The organism is Pareuzebyella sediminis, assembly GCF_008367235.1.
In the GTDB taxonomy this organism is placed as follows: Bacteria; Bacteroidota; Bacteroidia; order Flavobacteriales; family Flavobacteriaceae; genus Pareuzebyella; species Pareuzebyella sediminis.
On the sequence record NZ_VTZS01000007.1, the window covers coordinates 47,425 to 63,688 of the forward strand.

Annotated in this window: 16 protein-coding genes and 1 tRNA gene; 5 read left to right on the forward strand and 12 right to left on the reverse strand. The window is 41.1% G+C overall.

Annotation, left to right across the window (positions count from 1 at the left end; all coding sequences use genetic code 11):
• Position 1: 1 nt before the first annotated feature.
• The 7 genes from F2B13_RS19480 to F2B13_RS19515 all read right to left on the reverse strand — a co-directional run bounded on the left by F2B13_RS19480 (position 2) and on the right by F2B13_RS19515 (position 7,262).
• Positions 2–1,459: a type I restriction-modification system subunit M gene (locus F2B13_RS19480; protein ID WP_149304912.1), complete on the reverse strand. Its 1,458-nt coding sequence runs from the start codon at positions 1,457–1,459 to the stop codon at positions 2–4.
• Positions 1,456–2,037, reverse strand: a complete 582-nt coding sequence (locus tag F2B13_RS19485; protein ID WP_149304913.1) for a hypothetical protein — start codon at positions 2,035–2,037, stop codon at positions 1,456–1,458. Before F2B13_RS19485 ends, F2B13_RS19480 begins: the two co-directional genes overlap by 4 nt.
• Positions 2,038–3,519, reverse strand: a complete 1,482-nt coding sequence (locus F2B13_RS19490) for a type I restriction-modification system subunit M (protein ID WP_149304914.1) — start codon at positions 3,517–3,519, stop codon at positions 2,038–2,040. It abuts the gene before it with no gap.
• 370 nt (positions 3,520–3,889) lie between these two features.
• Positions 3,890–4,699 (reverse strand): hypothetical protein, encoded by an 810-nt coding sequence (locus F2B13_RS19495; protein WP_149304915.1) that lies wholly within the window; start codon positions 4,697–4,699, stop codon positions 3,890–3,892.
• A gap of 136 nt (positions 4,700–4,835) precedes the next feature.
• Entirely contained in the window at positions 4,836–5,588 is a 753-nt protein-coding gene (locus F2B13_RS19500) for a hypothetical protein (RefSeq protein ID WP_232625273.1), read from the reverse strand.
• A 682-nt stretch (positions 5,589–6,270) separates the two neighbouring features.
• Entirely contained in the window at positions 6,271–7,023 is a 753-nt protein-coding gene (locus F2B13_RS19510; RefSeq protein ID WP_149304918.1) for an SOS response-associated peptidase, read from the reverse strand.
• Positions 7,024–7,034: 11 nt separating this feature from the next.
• Positions 7,035–7,262 (reverse strand): hypothetical protein, encoded by a 228-nt coding sequence (locus tag F2B13_RS19515; protein WP_149304919.1) that lies wholly within the window; start codon positions 7,260–7,262, stop codon positions 7,035–7,037.
• 174 nt (positions 7,263–7,436) lie between these two features.
• On the opposite strand from F2B13_RS19515, the gene F2B13_RS19520 reads away from it, so the two are divergent.
• Together F2B13_RS19520 and F2B13_RS19525 are read left to right on the forward strand one after the other, a co-directional pair.
• The gene (locus F2B13_RS19520; RefSeq protein ID WP_149304920.1) at positions 7,437–7,700 is read left to right on the forward strand and encodes a hypothetical protein; all 264 of its coding nucleotides are present in this window, start codon (positions 7,437–7,439) and stop codon (positions 7,698–7,700) included.
• Positions 7,701–7,735: 35 nt separating this feature from the next.
• Complete coding sequence (locus tag F2B13_RS19525; RefSeq protein ID WP_149304921.1) at positions 7,736–7,996, forward strand: hypothetical protein; 261 nt, start codon at positions 7,736–7,738, stop codon at positions 7,994–7,996.
• A gap of 795 nt (positions 7,997–8,791) precedes the next feature.
• Here the strand turns inward: F2B13_RS19525 and F2B13_RS19530 are convergent.
• The 4 genes from F2B13_RS19530 to F2B13_RS19545 form a co-directional block, all read right to left on the reverse strand.
• Positions 8,792–9,139 (reverse strand): hypothetical protein, encoded by a 348-nt coding sequence (locus F2B13_RS19530; RefSeq protein ID WP_149304922.1) that lies wholly within the window; start codon positions 9,137–9,139, stop codon positions 8,792–8,794.
• 232 nt (positions 9,140–9,371) lie between these two features.
• On the reverse strand, positions 9,372–10,163 hold the full coding sequence (locus tag F2B13_RS19535) for a hypothetical protein (RefSeq protein WP_149304923.1): 792 nt from the start codon (positions 10,161–10,163) through the stop codon (positions 9,372–9,374).
• Between the two features lie 27 nt (positions 10,164–10,190).
• Positions 10,191–11,681, reverse strand: coding sequence for a tyrosine-type recombinase/integrase (locus tag F2B13_RS19540; RefSeq protein WP_232625274.1), 1,491 nt, complete (start codon positions 11,679–11,681; stop codon positions 10,191–10,193).
• Between the two features lie 15 nt (positions 11,682–11,696).
• A tRNA-Met gene (locus tag F2B13_RS19545) sits at positions 11,697–11,769 on the reverse strand.
• A 117-nt stretch (positions 11,770–11,886) separates the two neighbouring features.
• On the opposite strand from F2B13_RS19545, the gene F2B13_RS19550 reads away from it, so the two are divergent.
• Both F2B13_RS19550 and era read left to right on the forward strand, forming a co-directional pair.
• Complete coding sequence (locus F2B13_RS19550; RefSeq protein ID WP_149277679.1) at positions 11,887–13,251, forward strand: alanine/glycine:cation symporter family protein; 1,365 nt, start codon at positions 11,887–11,889, stop codon at positions 13,249–13,251.
• On the forward strand, positions 13,238–14,125 hold the full coding sequence (era, locus tag F2B13_RS19555; RefSeq protein WP_149277636.1) for a GTPase Era: 888 nt from the start codon (positions 13,238–13,240) through the stop codon (positions 14,123–14,125). The genes F2B13_RS19550 and era overlap by 14 nt, the downstream gene beginning before the upstream one ends.
• A 151-nt stretch (positions 14,126–14,276) precedes the next feature.
• On the opposite strand, the gene F2B13_RS19560 is transcribed toward era, so the two are convergent.
• Entirely contained in the window at positions 14,277–14,798 is a 522-nt protein-coding gene (locus F2B13_RS19560) for a GTP-binding protein (RefSeq protein WP_232625275.1), read from the reverse strand.
• A 55-nt stretch (positions 14,799–14,853) separates the two neighbouring features.
• Between F2B13_RS19560 and der the strand changes: the two genes are divergently transcribed.
• Positions 14,854–16,158: a ribosome biogenesis GTPase Der gene (gene der / locus F2B13_RS19565; RefSeq protein ID WP_149277635.1), complete on the forward strand. Its 1,305-nt coding sequence runs from the start codon at positions 14,854–14,856 to the stop codon at positions 16,156–16,158.
• The last annotated feature ends 106 nt before the right edge of the window (positions 16,159–16,264 follow it).

The window sequence follows — 16,264 nt, forward strand, 5'->3', positions numbered from 1 at the left end:
ATTATTTTAATACTTCAAATAAGTTTTTCATTGATTCTTTAAGCTTTACATCACTTTCATTCCATTCTTGAAAAGATTTACCGAATGATAAATCAACATTGGAATTTTCTCTTTTCACATAGAAATTGATATTCATATTCCCATCATGCGATAGTATTTCTTCAATGCTAGCTACTTTTGCATAATGCGGTATGTTATTAAACTCCTTGAAGGCATTATAAAATTTATTAATGTGATTATCTGTTAAGTATGCTAAGCCTTTATTATCTATAACATCTTGTTTGCCATTAATAAAAAGTATTTTACCTTTTCTTTCCTGAGGCTTGTTGGTATTTCCAACTAATATCATAGCCTCCATTGGAGAATTGTAAAAAAGGTTAGCCCCCAAACCAATTACAGCTTCAATTTGGTCCTCTTTAACCATTTTTTTTCTCATTTCAGCTTCCATATCCCGGAATAAAATTCCATGTGGCCATAGAATTGCATATCGACCATTTTCTTGGTCCATACTTTTGTGTATGTGCTGCTGAAATGCATAATCCGCACAACCTTGCGGAGGAACGCCCCAGAGGTTACGCCCGTAGGGGTCGTTGGCAAAACTTTTTTGGTCCCACGCCTTAATGGAGTAGGGCGGGTTGGCCAAGATGACATTAAAGGTTTTAAGTTCGTCGTTTTCTAAAAAAGCGGGGTTGGCCAAAGTATCGCTCCGTACAATGCTAAACTCTTCTATGCCATGCATAAACATGTTCATACGTGCTATGGCAGAGGTAATAAGATTAATTTCTTGCCCATATAATTTTAACGTACGGTATTCCTTACCTTCCTCCTTTAAATGAAGGGCGCAGTTCAATAAGAGTCCGCCACTACCACAGGTAGGGTCGTAAACACTCTCTCCCGGTTGTGGGTCCATGATCATGGTCATGAGTTTAACCACGGTGCGGTTGGTGTAAAACTCCGCTGCGGTATGGCCGCTGTCATCCGCAAATTCCTTAATGAGGTATTCATAGGCATTGCCCAGTTTGTCATCTGGGATGTTGCTCAAACTTAGTTTGTGCTGGGAATAATGCTCTATGAGGTTTGTGAGGGTTTCATCGCTTAGTCGGTTTTTGTTTGTCCAGCTGGCATCCCCAAAAATACCGTACAGGGTATCTGGGTTGGCCTTTTCAATGGCCCGCATTGCCTCTTGCAAGGCCATGCCCACATTCACGGTGGTTTCCCGCACGTCGTTCCAATGGGCACCTTCAGGGACCAAAAAATGGTGGTGTTCCGCAAAAGCGGCATACTCCAAGTCACCATCGCCCTCTTCCAATGCTTTTTCAAATTCTTCGTCGTATACATCACAGATGCGTTTGAAGAACAATAATGGGAAGATATATTGTTTATAATCGCCGGCATCTATGGTGCCGCGCAATTGGGTGGCCGCGCCCCAAAGGTATTTTTCGAGTTCTTTTTGGGTCATGCTAGTTCAATTAGGATTGCAAAGTTTCCATAGTCACTTTTCCTTTTTGAAGAAAAAGCTTTCTTAACAGTTCTAACTTTAGTCTCAAAATTGAGTTCAGATTTTAAAAATTTCTCAATGGGATGATTTTTATCTGACACTAATTTGACTGGTCGATAATTCTGTGAAGCAACTATCAAAAAGCATCTGATTAACTTATTTTGACTATGTAGTTCCTTCAGTTTATTTAAATCTTCTAAAATTAGGTTCCACCCATTCTCATATCTCTTAACTTCTAAAGCATATTTCAGCGTTTCAATATTTAGTGATTTTCCTCTTGTACCTTTAGATTTTCTTCCTATGGCTAGGTCCAATCTAGTTTGACCTTTAATACAAGGAGATAATTCTTTATACATTCTTTCACATTCGAGGACTTCATTATGATTGTCGATATTGGAATTTATACCTTGCGCCAACTCACCGACAATAGCTCCTTCCGATAATTTATAGTCATTATAGAACTCTTTTTTATAAGCAAGCCAGTAGGCCAAACCTTGAAGGGTTGGTGCGCACCAATTTGGTAGAGGTGAATTTTTCATTTATATAAAGTCTTTCAAAACCCGTTTAAACTTCTCTTCTGCTTCTTGACTCTCTTTCCAAGCTGCTTTTAAATCTGCCAATGCTTCTTCCTCAGAAGGCAAATTATCCTCAATAATTTTCTCTACATAAAGAGGAATGTTCAGGTTGTAATCGTTCTCTTTTAAATCTTTTATGGAAGCAACTTTAGCAAAGTTTTCGACGTCCGTAAAACCAGAATACCATTTGAATATTTGTGTAATATGTTGGGGTTCCAAATAGTTCTGTGCCCGTCCCACACGAACTTGCTCAGAGGCATCGATAAATAATACTTTATCCTTTTTGTCCTCATCTTTGTTCTGCTTAAAGACCATGACACATGCGGCGAGTTGGGTACCATAAAAAATATTGGGTCCCAGGCCAATAACGGCCTCCAACAAATCTCGCTCCAAAAGGGCTTTTCTAATTTTACCTTCCGCCCCTTTTCTAAACAGGGCGCCATGGGGTAATACTACGGTCATACGGCCTGTACTGTTCATGGATTTGATCATGTGCTGTACCCAGGCCATGTCTCCATTTCCTTTTGGAGGAATACCCGCAATATTTCTACCATAGGGGTCGTTGGCCCAGTTTTCGGCGCCCCATTCTTTTAATGAAAATGGCGGGTTGGCAATAACACAATCAAAAGTTTTTAGGCCATCAGCCTCAAAAAAAGCGGGATTTCGTAAGGTATCTCCACGTACTATATAAAAATCCTCAATACCATGCAGGAACATGTTCATTCTAGCAATGGAGCTTGATGTTAAGTTCTTCTCTTGGCCGTAAAGCTTAAGGGTACGGTAGTCCTCTTTGTTATCTTTTAAATGGTCTACACATTCCAATAGCATACCCCCGGTACCACAGGCGGGATCATAAATGGTCTCCCCTTCGTGTGGGTCCAGAATTAAACCTAATAAATGCACTACGGAACGAGGCGTATAAAATTCCCCGGCTTTTTTATTGGTTAGGTCGGCAAAATGCTTGATTAAATATTCATAGGAGTTGCCCAATAAATCAGCGTCCACATTACTGTTGCATAAATCATATTGAGAGAAGTGCTCCACAAGGTCGATCAATAAACGGTCGGACAGCTTGTTCTTATTGCTCCATTGGGCATCACCAAAAATTCCATACAAATATTCCTGGTTGGCCTGTTCTATACCTCGTAGGGCCTTTTCTATGGCAAGGCCAACATTGATGGTCGTCTCGCGTACATCGTTCCAATGACATTGGTCTGGGATTATGAACCTGTGGAATTCTGGTAGATTGGCATAGTCATCATCCCCTTCCGATTCTTCAAAAGCTATTTTATATTCCTCATCATATACATCTGAGATTCGCTTAAAAAAGAGCAACGGAAAAATATATACTTTAAAGTCTGAGGCATCTACAGGGCCTTTAAGAATCCATGCCGCTTTTGATAAATATTGTTCTAGTTGGGAAAGTGTTAGTTTGGTATTGGTCATCTAAGTTGATAATGGTTTTTTGATTTTTAATATGGGGAGTCTTTAAAGATAAAATATCTTTGGATTATGGGGAAATCAACTAGATTCTTTCGGTGAAAAATTATGTAAAGACTTGGAAGAATATTGTATTTACCCTAAATACCATAGTCGCTTGCCATGCAAATGCTTCACAAGTCAATTTAGTCTCTGAATAATAGAGAGGCCTATAAAGATGCGGGGAGAAGTATTACACAAATAGAACCTGGTTCGCATTGATTTCGGAATGTAGAGGCAGCTAGACTAAAAGAAAAAAGTGGTTTGAGGCAAAAAGAAAATATTACTTAATTTTAGAGAACTGGACTAGGGCTTTTCATAGGATACATTGTTAGCCCTAGTTGTTGTGCAGAGCGAATATTAATTCATCCATTTTTTTCAATCGGCTAGATAATTTATCTATTGTGTTATCATTATCAATCAAACTTCTGGTCGGATGCGCAATTCTTTTCCTGATTTCATTTATGCTATTGAATTTTTTCCAATCTTTCTTGGTTAAGCCTAATTTCTCAAAAAGTTTTAGTTCGTTAAAGATGTTGAAGAAGTCTACAAAATAAAAATGTTCAGTAATTGTATTTTCTAAATCTAAACTAAGTAGTTCATTATAAAGTTCTAAAATACCTTTGTATTTATCGTTTTCATTTTCAGGATTGACTTTTTGCTCAATCCAATCAATTATTTCTTTTTGCTTAAGACTATCAAGTAAAAACTCACCTAAACTTCTTTCTAAATCACATAACCTCTGAAAAATATAGATTTGAACTTGGCGACAATTTAAGTTTCCAATCGTAATTAAACCAGCAATTTCTTTTTGAAAAGTTAGAAAGTAGAATGTTCTTTTTTCTGAACAGAAATTATCGATTACCGTTCTAATATTTGTTGTTAATTCTAAAGTATCCGAAAATGTTATTTTATGTCTCTCAATATTGCTAAAATCGTTCGGATTACTTGTAATAAAATATTCTTTAATCTCGGTATTTGAAACAATAGGAATTAAGTCAAACCTATTCTTTTGCATTATGGGAATATAATTTTCTGTTTCAATATCAGCATCAGTTGCACAAACCCATCGTCTTTTACTTATTCCAACTGAAGCTGCTGTTATGTTAACTTTTCCATCATCTTTAAAATAGAGTTCATCAATCATTTTCGAAGCTTGTTATCAATTAGGGCTAACGGTTTTCATATGGCTTTGTGGCGGTTTTGAAGCCCTTTCCTATCCACCGAAACCTAAACTGGCTAAGGAGCGGAAACCTTGCTGGAAGATGTTCACCCGCCATAAGCTATATGCCGTGTTGGCACCAGTTTTTCATTTTCTTTAAGTGTCTTTCAATAGTCTCAAAGTAATTTTCACTGATTTCTTTTCGTTCCACACACTTGTTATTCCATAGCCCAGATCTAATAACTTTACTGTCTTTTGTGTATTTTCCTAACCAGTCATTCGAACATTTATCAACGGCAGACCTTTCAAAATTCGAAAGGAGTGCAATTGAATTTTCTTCAATCATTGCTCTGTCATTGTCTTTTGATGAAGGACCTGGAACTTCTAGAACAGTGAAAGGTAAAGTGTGTAGATAGGTCGAAACTATTCTTTCTAGGGGCTTCTCAGATTGCTTAATTAATTTATCATTCTTTTTCGATTTATCGCCCCAATGGGGGAAGTCTAAATGGTCTTTGTAAAGGAAGCTAAATCCAATAAGTTTTCTGAAAACCGAGCCTCTGTGGTTCCCCGTTAAGTCTTTCGAGCCTTTATGATTGTATAGTCTGTCATACAAAGTTGCCTTTGAATTAGCAATTGCAGCGTGTGTGCCAATCCGAACAACTCTATTGAAATTGCTGTTTTCGCGATTTTCATTTTCCTCAAAGAAAAAATATACACCTTTTTCTGGAAGCCTGTCTCTTGATACTGTATCTAAAGTCCGTTTCGGAAATTTCTTAGTCACCTCATTCAATAGGTCGTAAAATCTGTCAATATTTTGTTGTCTGCTTGTTGTCATTGAATTGGTGCCAACAATTGTATATGTGTACCAGTGCACATATTTCTTTTTTATATACACCTCTAATCTAGTATATTATTGATTGACCCCAAATATTCGTTACAACTTAGGTCTATTATAGCTGCTTCATAAAGGTTGTCGTAATTTCAATTTTCGGTACCCAGATTATATCCTATTAACAGCCTTGTCCAACAATTTTACGTAACGATTACGGTTTTTTAAAAATTGACAGTCAATAAGACCACTCCTTAACATTACATGCTTCTCCATTTTAGCATAGTCCCTAAAGTTAACAAAGGGGTTTACCTCTTCCTTGTATCGTTCAAAATTCTTCAGGAGAAAATCAGTGCTAGGTTTACATTGCATTTCGTACTCTATCAAGCTATCCTTTGAATTTTGGTCTAAAGGCATTTGTTGCTTCTTTTGTGTTACGCCCATGGGGCATTACTTGTGGCGAGTGTTCTTGAATACTTAGCGATTCTTTTGCCAGAGGTGAATGGGCTTATCCTAAGTGTTGTACCCATAACGGGACACAATGTTAATTCTACGAAGAAGCTACCGAAAGCAAAGAGTATATAATCCGCTTCAATAGTGGAGATAGAGTCAATAAATTCACCCTCATCCAAAAGTAGAAAAGATTGTTCTTCGTCATCCAAGTTTAGAAAATCGTTTATATCCATTGTTTGCATGGTATTAAGTTACACCCTTGCTTTAAGAAGGGTCAATAGGCAATTTCAAGTTCAGGATACTCCACCTTTTCGATGATGTCAGGCCTGTCACCCTCTCCTCCGCGCTTGTACAGGTCCTTGCTAATGGGCCAGGCATCGATGTCGGCATCCCACAGATCATCGTCTATCACATTGCAAACATCGGATTCGTTAAGGGTACTGTCCAGCCAAACACCGATATCATCATCCTGCAAGATGACAGGCCGTCTATTTTTCCTGTTATGTATCTCAGCGAACATGGGTGTAGCCTCCTTTGTCAGAATAGTGAAGGTCACTAGCTTGTCAGGGGTAACCGCATAGATTCCTGCAAGATGGAACGGAGCCTTGTTTTTTCTCTCAAAATAGAAAGGGATCTTAAAATCCTTTCCGTTCTTCTTTGCGGTATGGGGTTCATAAAACCCGTCGACGGGTATAATACACCTACGTTTCAGGGCACTGTTTTTATAGTTGTTGGATTCGAACAACTTTTCGGACTTGGCATTGAGCCCCGAACCCCAACGTATGGTCTCCTTGTAATACTCCTTGGGGTCCACATCCTTTTTATAATGGGGTATCAGTCCCCACATGACCGGAATCATGTTCTTGGGCTTCTCCTGGGGTATGATCCACATATTGGGATGCACGAAACCATTGGCGCTATTATAGATCAATTCATGGTCTTCCTTCAGTTCACCCAGCAACCTTTCGATCTCATAATAATCCTCCAGTTCCCCTGCTTTTCGGGTTATCCTTGTATTGTAACACATATGGTGTCCTTTTATTTAAATTTGGGATTCTTGAAAATCTCCTCCAACTTTTTATACTTTGCAAGCACAGCTGCCTGTAGCCTATACTCGCAAACGTTTATCATCTGGTCGGCAAAGTTCTTGTCCTCTTCCGGTATTGTTCTGGCCTCCCTGTCATTTTTATAGTTTATAATCCTGGACTGCACGATATTATTGATCATGTAAATCTCGGAAGTTGGAAGTTTTTGCAAGAGTCTCATGTTGTGCGAAACATATTCTCCCCATTCCTCTCCGATCTCAGGCCCTCACGTTTTCATATCTAATTTTTAGGTATTTCAATTTAATGAAAAATGTTAAAGTTTTAAATGTAGCAAATCAAATTTATAAATTTGGAATAAATCCAAAAAAAAAGGAATATATCCAATTTTAATATAATGGTTGGCAAGATTGTATTCAGAAACAACGACAGATTTGCCTTGAAGCATCTCTTGATCCAGATTGGGGAAGCTACGCTCAGCAATAACTGCTGGAATAAAAAACTGGACAAGCCTAGGCACATGAACCAATTTTTTCTTGAAGCGGATGAACACAGGACCATGCTTAAATACCGATACCCCCAAAAAGGGGTGGTAGGCATTATGGAGGTCGGTGAGTATGACCTTCCGGAAAACGGTTGGATACGGGTGCAGGTGCACTAATCGGAAACAAAGGATACCACTTAAGCTAGGTCATAATGAAAAACAATAACAGATTGAGCCTCTACAGACAGGAAAATATGGTCGAAAAATTACTGAAATTCAGGCTGAGGGACTATAAGTTCAGTTCCGTCAAGGTCGAGTGCTACAATAGGTTCGATGGGGACGCAACCATGTGCCGCGTGGAAGTGTTTCGGGGAGGCAAGGGGATCAAGAATAGGGTGATGAAGTATGAGGCTAGACTTGATGAATTTTTAGTTTCCGAAGTAGAAAGACAATTAGGCACCTTAATCCAATAAAATTGATGGTTTCAACACCAATTATATCTACCCTTTGATACTCGGAATTCCAAAACATTGGATTGACTATTCAAAATCTGTTGTTTGTGAAATGTCGGCTTGTGCTATGGAAGCAATTATTGCATTTAATATTGTTGGAAAATATTCCCAATTTATTTTCAAAAAATGGTGATCTCATAAAAGTTGACCATGGTGGTTTTTTTCACCACCCCCTCAACCTGTAATATTATCCAGTAATTTTTCATATAAGCTACTGACTTATCTCAATCGATGAAATGATTAATATGTTGGTTTTCAATATACTGCGAACAAGAACAATGATGGTTGTTCAGTATGAAAACTTGTTGAACGGTGGTGGTGGTTTTTTTAAGGGTGTCGTGTTTTTTTACCACCACTGCAACCTATAATAGTGTAATGTTGTGGATATTCATATCCATGACGGGTAAAGAACAATCGATAAAATATTTAAAAAACTGATATTTAGAGTATTATATCAAAGTAGGCAATGGTTTAGCCAGAGATTGAAATCCAAAGTTGTGGTGATTTTTTTTTGAAGGGGTGGTGGTTTTTTCTTTTTTTTCATTACCATCAATATAAGTCCAGTTGCTATAACGATGTTTTTGAGGTCCCGATGGTGGTTTTTTTGATAAGCAGGAGTGGTGGTTTTTTTTCACCCCCCCCTTCAACCCATAATAGGGTCATGTGGTGGTTATTCATATCCATGACAGGTAAAGAACAATGATAAAATATTTAAAATACAGATATTTAGAGTGTTATGTAAAATTTGGCAATGGTTTATCCAGAGATTGAAATCCAAAGTTGTGGTGATTTTTTTTGAAGGGGTGGTGGTTTTTTCTTTTTTTCCACCATCATTAATATATGTCCAGTTGCTATAATGGCGCTTTTAAGGTTCCAATGGTGGTTTTTTTTGAAGGCGTGGTGGTTTTTTTTCACCACTGCAACCTGTGATATGGTCCGGTGGCGGTTCTTCATTTTCGTGACGGATAATGAACAATCGATTAAATTTTTAAAAATTAATATTAAACTCATTGCGACTAAGGTTAGCACTGGTTTATCTCGGGATTTAAATCTAAGGGGGTGTTGGTTTTTTTCACGACCACGATACTCTGTCGGTATGATCATGGGGCAGTTTGGTTCATTGGTGAGGGATAAATATCAATTGATGTAATCGTTATTGTACTGGTTTTCAGTTTTCTGCGAACAAGAGCAGTGGTGGTTATTCGGTATATAGAAGAGTTGAACGGTGGTGGTTTTTTCGATCAGCAGGGGTGGTGGTTTTTTTTCAGGGAAGCCATCCAGGCTACAAAATACTGAGATCGATACTGGATTTCAATTAAAAAGGAATCAAGATTTCCTACCCGTTTCTTTTCTTCCCGAATACGGTATCTAGCAGATAGTCCAGGGCATCGGAATCGGTAAGTACCGATGTCTTCTTTTTGGACCTTTTTTTAGTAGCGGGCACCTCGGTATTTTCCTTGCCATCAACTTCCGACGGGCGAAGGGCAACCTCTTTCTCTAACCCGAACCTTTCGTTCAGCCGCGAGAGAAAAATAAGGGCCGCTTCAAGATCGATTATCTCCTGGAGTACCGGATTTTTTTTTAGGACGTTCCCGTCGACCTCCAAACCTTTTCCCATAAGGTACGCTTCCAGGCCATCTTTATGGAATTTTGCAAGGTTCAGGGGCATCGTCTCTTTTTTCAGTAGCAGACGGCCAATTTTACCGGAGGTACGTAGCTCCAGGTTGCCCTGTGGGGACAGCCCCTTTTCGACGAGGTCGGCGCTATGCCGAGAGGCATCTTCAGCACCTTGGCGGTAATGGTTAAGGGCCACCTTTCGGAGCTCAGGGCCTTCAAGACCAAAGCGGTCCTCCTCGAACCTATAGAGGTGGACCAGGGCGCGGTCCTCTATTTTTTCCTTCAGCTTACCAACAATATACCGGTAATAGGCACTGCTCAACGCGGCAGTAGGTCCGACTTCCCTTTGCCCTGCTTCTTCGTTCAGTATATTTGCCTTCCCGAAGGTAAGAGGTACCCTTGCCGTTGCTTGGTAGAGTTTTTTGATAGCAAAAGTTCCTCTTTCCTTTCTTCCGAAAGGCTTTGCAGATCGATATCTTGTAGTGCCCCGAAATATTCCATATACCGTCAAAAATAAACCTTTTTGACCTCTAAGGCGCTATTCCCTAAAATATTCGGAATAGTCCTCGGGCATTTCTGCATCGATGTTCCTCAGGTATTTCTCAAGGGCTGTCTGGGTCGTGTGTTCGGTGTACTGCTTCAGTTTGGCCTTCGCCAGTTGCTGGGGGTATTTCTTGCGCAGTTTCCTGTAGAGCTTGGTGATATAGGTATGCCGATAACTGTAGAGCCCGTAATCCTTGCCTAGTCCGAAATGGTCCTTTACCTTTTTGAACCGTTTGGAGAAATAGTTCCGTTTGTCGGCATCCGGTATGTCCCATTTCCCGCCCAGTCCGTAAGGGGTGAAGAGATGATCGTCCTTGTCCAATTCGGAAAGGTCAGGGAGTTTTTCTACCATGATCTCTTGAAGGCGCCTTCTTTTGCGAAGCTTGTCCTTCGCATCATAATTGATCCGTTTTTCGTCAAGGTCAAGATCGCCCACCTTTAACCGGCAGACCTCGATGGGCCTTAAGAGGTTATAGGAAACGAACCAGATGAACTGGCGCAGGAGCTGGTCGTTCTCGGCAAGATAGTTGTCGATATCGTCCTCCATTTTTTGGGAGAAGGTCTTGTGGCGCTCCGGCCTTGACGACAGTTTGTTGATGGATAGTATGAAGTTCTCCGCGATGATGTCGTTATCGCGCAGGGTGGTGAAAAAAGAGCTAAGGGCACCACGTGCGTTGTTCCGGTTTGCGGCCGAGGTACGGTCGAGTACCCAGTTCAGGTACCGGATCACGGTGGACCGGTCCACCTTGGTAATATCTTCCATGCGTTCCGGTTCATGCTCCCCGAGCCATTTCAGGAACCGGTTGATACGACTTTTGTATTTGGTGAAGGAGTTCGCGTTCAGGACGCTCTTCTTTATTTTGAGCCCCAGTTCGAACGCCTCTTGCACCGATGTTCGGTTTTCGGCTTCCTCTTTATGTACTCGGGGCCGGTTTTCGTCTATATTTTTATCGGTGGCATCTGGGAATGTTCCGGTCCCTTTTTCGAGCGGTTCCGTTGCAGTAGGGGTAGGGGCCTGGTTTGTTGTCGCCTTTTTACCGGGTCTTTCGGCAGTGGTTCCGGTTTCGTCGCCCGCCATACCGGCGCGGAACTTGGCCTCCAGTTCAGAATTGTCCCTATAAGGGTCGAACCCGGCCTCCAATAGTACCAGAAGGTTGCGCTGCAGAGTGCGGAGGAATTTCAACCGTTTGGTCTTGGTCTTGAAGCGGTTGGCCCCGCCCTTGATCTGCGACTGCCGTTTCAGTTTTCCGGTACCGGGGTCTCGAAAGGAATAGTAGACGTACCAATCCTTTTGTAGGGCCTCTCTTCTCTCTTCCCTGGAGAGCTTCGACCATTTGGAGGCATCGACCCCTCCGGTGTAGATTTTTGGTTCGGAATAGTTCAATTTTGTGCTAAAAACGTATTCGTTTTCGTATACGTTTCGTAAAAGTAGGGAAATGTCGGACATAAAAAAACGGATCGCACGCATGCGATCCGTTGGTTTCATTGGCCTTGGGCCTTGTAGCGGGGACTGGACTCGAACCAGCGACCTTCGGGTTATGAGCCCGACGAGCTACCTACTGCTCTACCCCGCGATTTGAACGACAAAGATACAACGGTTTTTTAGTTTAATCAAATCTTGTCAAAAAGAAATATTTGGAGTCTCGATGAGGTATAACTATAGAAAGTTTTACCTTCGGGGTTTTACGCCTATGGAAGTAATCAACGACTTTATTGCAAGTGTTCTACCATTGACCGAGTGGCCCATGTTCATACTGCTTATCGGAGGTGGACTCTTTTTGGTGCTGTATTCAAAATTTATTCCCTATCGCTATTTCGGTCATGCCATAGCCATTACAGCCGGAAAATATGATGATAAGAATGCAGTAGGGGATGTGAGCTCCTTTCAGGCCCTCTCAGCTGCGGTAGCGGCTACCGTAGGCCTAGGTAATATTTCCGGGGTGGCCATAGCCATTCATGATGGAGGCCCCGGCGTTGTTTTTTGGATATGGATGACGGCTCTGTTGGGCATGTGCATTAAATTCTATTCATGTAGCCTTGCCATTATGTTTCGTGGTACCGATTCAGACGGTAAACTACAGGGTGGACCCATGTTTTACATCACCAAAGGACTTGGTCCCAAGGGAAAACCTTTGGCCATCTTTTTCGCTATTTGTGGTCTTTTCGGGTTTTTAGGGGTCTTTACGGCCAACCAGTTTACCGAAACTTTTATGAGTGTGGTGGAACCTTCCGAGACCCTCTTTGCTATGGACGAAATGACTTGGAAGTGGACGGTCGGCTTCGTATTGGCCATCATAACCTCTTTCGTAATATTTGGCGGGTTGACCAAAATCGCCAAAGTGGCTTCAGCTTTAGTACCTTTTATGGTCGCCATTTATCTGGTCGCCGTAATTGTGGTGATGGTGCTGAACGCTTCCCAGATTATACCGGCCTTAAAAATGATTATCACCGAAGCATGGAATTTCAAGTCGTTGGTAACCGGTGGTTTTTGGGGGTTGGTGATCATTGGTATCAGACGGGCCATGTTTTCTAATGAGGCAGGGCTGGGCAGTGCACCTATGTACCATGGGCAGTCGAAGACCGATAACCCAATAAAAGAAGGGTTGGTGGCTATGTTAGGTCCTTTTATAGATACTATTATGGTCTGTACGTTTACAGCGGTCGTAATTATTTTAAGCGGGGCATATCTAGAAGATGCCAGTGGTATCGTGATGACCTTATCGGCTTTCGAGACCACGCTGTTCGGTTTTGGCGATGATTTACTGATGCTCATTGTTACTGCATTTGCGCTGTCTACGCTATTTACCTATTCGTATTATGGAGTGAAGTGTTTGTCTTTTTTGACCAATGCCAAAATCGGAAAGCTTTACAATTGGTATTTTGTCATCATGATCGTCTTCGCCGCAGTGGCTTCCTTAGAATTGGTTAAAAACCTGATCGACCTTTCGTATGCGTTAATGGTGATTCCCAATATGATTGCCGTACTTCTTTTGGCACCCAAGGTGAATGCCGCGGCAAGAACTTATTTTGAAAAATTGAAACATGGCAACACATAAAGCAGGCTTCGTAAATATTATCGGAAATCCAAATGTGGGTAAATCTACTTTGATGAATGCCTTTGTGGGCGAGAAGCTTTCTATTATTACCTCAAAGGCCCAGACGACGCGCCATCGAATTCTCGGTATTGTCAACGGAGATGATTTTCAGGTCGTTTTATCCGATACCCCAGGAATTATCAAACCAGCCTACGACCTACAATCGAGCATGATGGATTTTGTGAAATCGGCCTTTGAAGATGCAGATGTGCTGCTCTATATGGTAGAAATAGGAGAGAAGTCTTTAAAAGACGAGCGTTTCTTTGAACGTATAAAAGAGAGTAAAATACCAGTCTTGTTACTTCTGAATAAAATAGATACTTCCGAACAGGAGATTTTGGAGCAGCAGACCCAGTATTGGCAGGAATTACTTCCCAGTGTCGAGATCCATCCGATTTCGGCCTTAAACAATTTCAACGTCCGAGAGGTTTTTGAAAGAATTATTGAACTGCTGCCTGAGGCACCTCCCTATTACCCCAAAGATCAACTCACCGATAAACCAGAACGCTTTTTTGTAAATGAGGCGGTGCGCGAAAAGATTCTCATGAACTATAAAAAGGAAATACCATATGCGGTCGAAGTAGAGACCGAAGAGTTCTTGGAAGAAGAAGACATTATTCATATACGCTCGGTTATTATGGTGGAGCGTGATTCGCAGAAAGGTATCATTATCGGCCATAAAGGAAGCGCCTTAAAAAGAGTCGGGGTGGGTGCTCGCAAAGACTTGGAAAAGTTCTTTGGGAAACAGGTGCACATCGAATTGTTTGTTAAGGTCAATAAAAATTGGCGTAGCGATGCCCGTCAACTGAAACGTTTTGGGTACAATCAAAAATGATTTAAAACCTTGATAGGCGAAGAGATTGTTTTTTAAGTTGAATCATGCGGTTAAGAATTGAATGATCGTAAAATAGGAGCACTTAAAAAATCATCACTCTGGTACAAAATAAACAGTGGTTTAAAGCCATCTCGAAAAAATGGCCAACAAACTATAGGTACGACTCAATAGTACTTTTCATAAAATCGTACAGTTCGTGCATCTGTGGTTTTCCCTTATGACGGCCCGCCCTTCCAAATGCATATAAAACAAACCACAGCAAGACCATAAAGAGCATTAGGCCGAGTTGAATACCAAAGGGCTTGTTCAAAGATGCGCTTGAATAGGCCCAAATTCCTAGAATGATAAATAAAGTAGCGACCCCAAAATGGAGAAACATGAAAAACGTCCATAAGGTAGGATTGGGGCCGAAAAGTCCGTAAATCCTACTTTGACCATCTTCAGTGTCGTTGATTTCCAAATGTAATTGAGGTGACCAAAAATGAATGTGATCGACATTGAACTTTATAAATACGTGGTCATCCAAGCGTTTTACTATAAAGGGTATTCGCGCTGATTTCTCAAAGGTTTCCAAGAGCGTTTCCTTTAAATACGGAATATCCATCTGAAATCGAGGACGTAGAACAATGTCGTTGGGCAGGGCTTTCATGTTCGATGGGTTTTTCCAAGGCATAATATACATATTTCCTTAAAATATTAGTAGTACTTTTGTCGCAAATTAGATACAAATGAGTGCTATTGTAGCCATTGTTGGAAGACCGAATGTTGGAAAATCCACGTTCTTTAACCGGTTGATCCAGAGGCGTGAAGCTATTGTTGATGCGGTTAGCGGTGTGACCCGGGATCGTCATTACGGAAAAAGCGATTGGAACGGAAAAGAGTTTTCATTAATAGATACTGGAGGTTACGTCGTGGGCAGTGATGATGTATTTGAACAACAAATCGATAAACAGGTAGAGTTGGCGATAGATGAGGCCGATGCTATCATTTTTATGGTAGACGTAGAGACGGGCGTAACGGGTATGGACGAAGATGTGGCAAAGCTACTACGGCGAGTCAAAAAACCGGTTTTTTTGGCCATTAATAAAGTAGACAACGCGAAGAGGGCCGAAGATGCCGTGGAGTTCTATGCCTTGGGATTGGGAGAATATTATACCCTCTCAAGTATCAACGGCAGCGGTACGGGAGAATTGCTCGATGCCTTGGTCGAGGTGCTACCTGAGAAAGAGAATCAAGATAACCAATTGCCTAGATTTGCAGTGGTCGGTAGGCCTAATGCCGGTAAATCTTCTTTTATCAATGCCCTGATTGGAGAGGAGCGCTATATCGTAACCGATATCGCCGGTACGACAAGGGATAGTATCGATACCAAATACAACCGATTCGGATTCGAATTCAACTTGGTCGATACCGCAGGAATCCGTCGTAAAGCCAAGGTCAAGGAGAATCTTGAATTTTACTCCGTAATGCGGTCCGTTCGTGCCATCGAACATAGTGACGTGTGTTTGGTGCTTTTCGATGCTACCCGAGGTTTCGACGGGCAGGTAGAGAACATTTTCTGGTTGGCCCAACGGAACAATAAGGGGGTTGTAATATTGGTCAACAAATGGGATTTGGTCGAAGACAAGGAGACCAATACCATAAAACAGTACACCCAACGTATTAAACAGGCAATGGAACCCTTCGTAGATGTGCCTATTATTTTTATTTCGGCATTGACCAAACAACGTATCTTCAAGGCTATCGAAACGGCGGTCGAAGTATACCAAAATCGTTCAAAGAAAATCAAGACCCGTAAGTTGAACGATGTGATGCTGCCGATTATTCAGCAAACCCCGCCCCCCGCATACAAAGACAAGTACGTCAAAATAAAATATGTGACACAATTGCCGACCCCTTATCCGCAATTTGCATTTTTTTGTAATCTACCACAATATGTACGAGACCCATACAAACGATTCCTGGAAAATAAGCTACGGGAAAACTTTAATTTTACCGGAGTTCCTGTAACTGTTTTCATGCGTAAAAAGTAGGGTTCTTCGGTAGACAAAATTCTTCTTTCTAAGTTGGTGCTACAAGAATTATCGATCAGCCTCTCCATTTCAAAATATATTTTTCTTATGTATGGACAAGACATAA

Excerpts from the sequence above, each read along its gene's own strand:
- F2B13_RS19480 (WP_149304912.1), bottom strand. The coding sequence starts at position 1,459 with ATGACCCAAAAAGAACTCGAAAAATACCTTTGGGGCGCGGCCACCCAA.
- F2B13_RS19485 (WP_149304913.1), bottom strand. The coding sequence starts at position 2,037 with ATGAAAAATTCACCTCTACCAAATTGGTGCGCACCAACCCTTCAAGGT.
- F2B13_RS19490 (WP_149304914.1), bottom strand. The coding sequence starts at position 3,519 with ATGACCAATACCAAACTAACACTTTCCCAACTAGAACAATATTTATCA.
- F2B13_RS19495 (WP_149304915.1), bottom strand. The coding sequence starts at position 4,699 with ATGATTGATGAACTCTATTTTAAAGATGATGGAAAAGTTAACATAACA.
- F2B13_RS19510 (WP_149304918.1), bottom strand. The coding sequence starts at position 7,023 with ATGTGTTACAATACAAGGATAACCCGAAAAGCAGGGGAACTGGAGGAT.
- F2B13_RS19515 (WP_149304919.1), bottom strand. The coding sequence starts at position 7,262 with ATGAGACTCTTGCAAAAACTTCCAACTTCCGAGATTTACATGATCAAT.
- F2B13_RS19520 (WP_149304920.1), top strand. The coding sequence starts at position 7,437 with ATGGTTGGCAAGATTGTATTCAGAAACAACGACAGATTTGCCTTGAAG.
- F2B13_RS19525 (WP_149304921.1), top strand. The coding sequence starts at position 7,736 with ATGAAAAACAATAACAGATTGAGCCTCTACAGACAGGAAAATATGGTC.
- F2B13_RS19530 (WP_149304922.1), bottom strand. The coding sequence starts at position 9,139 with ATGATCATACCGACAGAGTATCGTGGTCGTGAAAAAAACCAACACCCC.
- F2B13_RS19540 (WP_232625274.1), bottom strand. The coding sequence starts at position 11,681 with ATGAAACCAACGGATCGCATGCGTGCGATCCGTTTTTTTATGTCCGAC.
- F2B13_RS19550 (WP_149277679.1), top strand. The coding sequence starts at position 11,887 with ATGGAAGTAATCAACGACTTTATTGCAAGTGTTCTACCATTGACCGAG.
- era (WP_149277636.1), top strand. The coding sequence starts at position 13,238 with ATGGCAACACATAAAGCAGGCTTCGTAAATATTATCGGAAATCCAAAT.
- F2B13_RS19560 (WP_232625275.1), bottom strand. The coding sequence starts at position 14,798 with ATGCCTTGGAAAAACCCATCGAACATGAAAGCCCTGCCCAACGACATT.
- der (WP_149277635.1), top strand. The coding sequence starts at position 14,854 with ATGAGTGCTATTGTAGCCATTGTTGGAAGACCGAATGTTGGAAAATCC.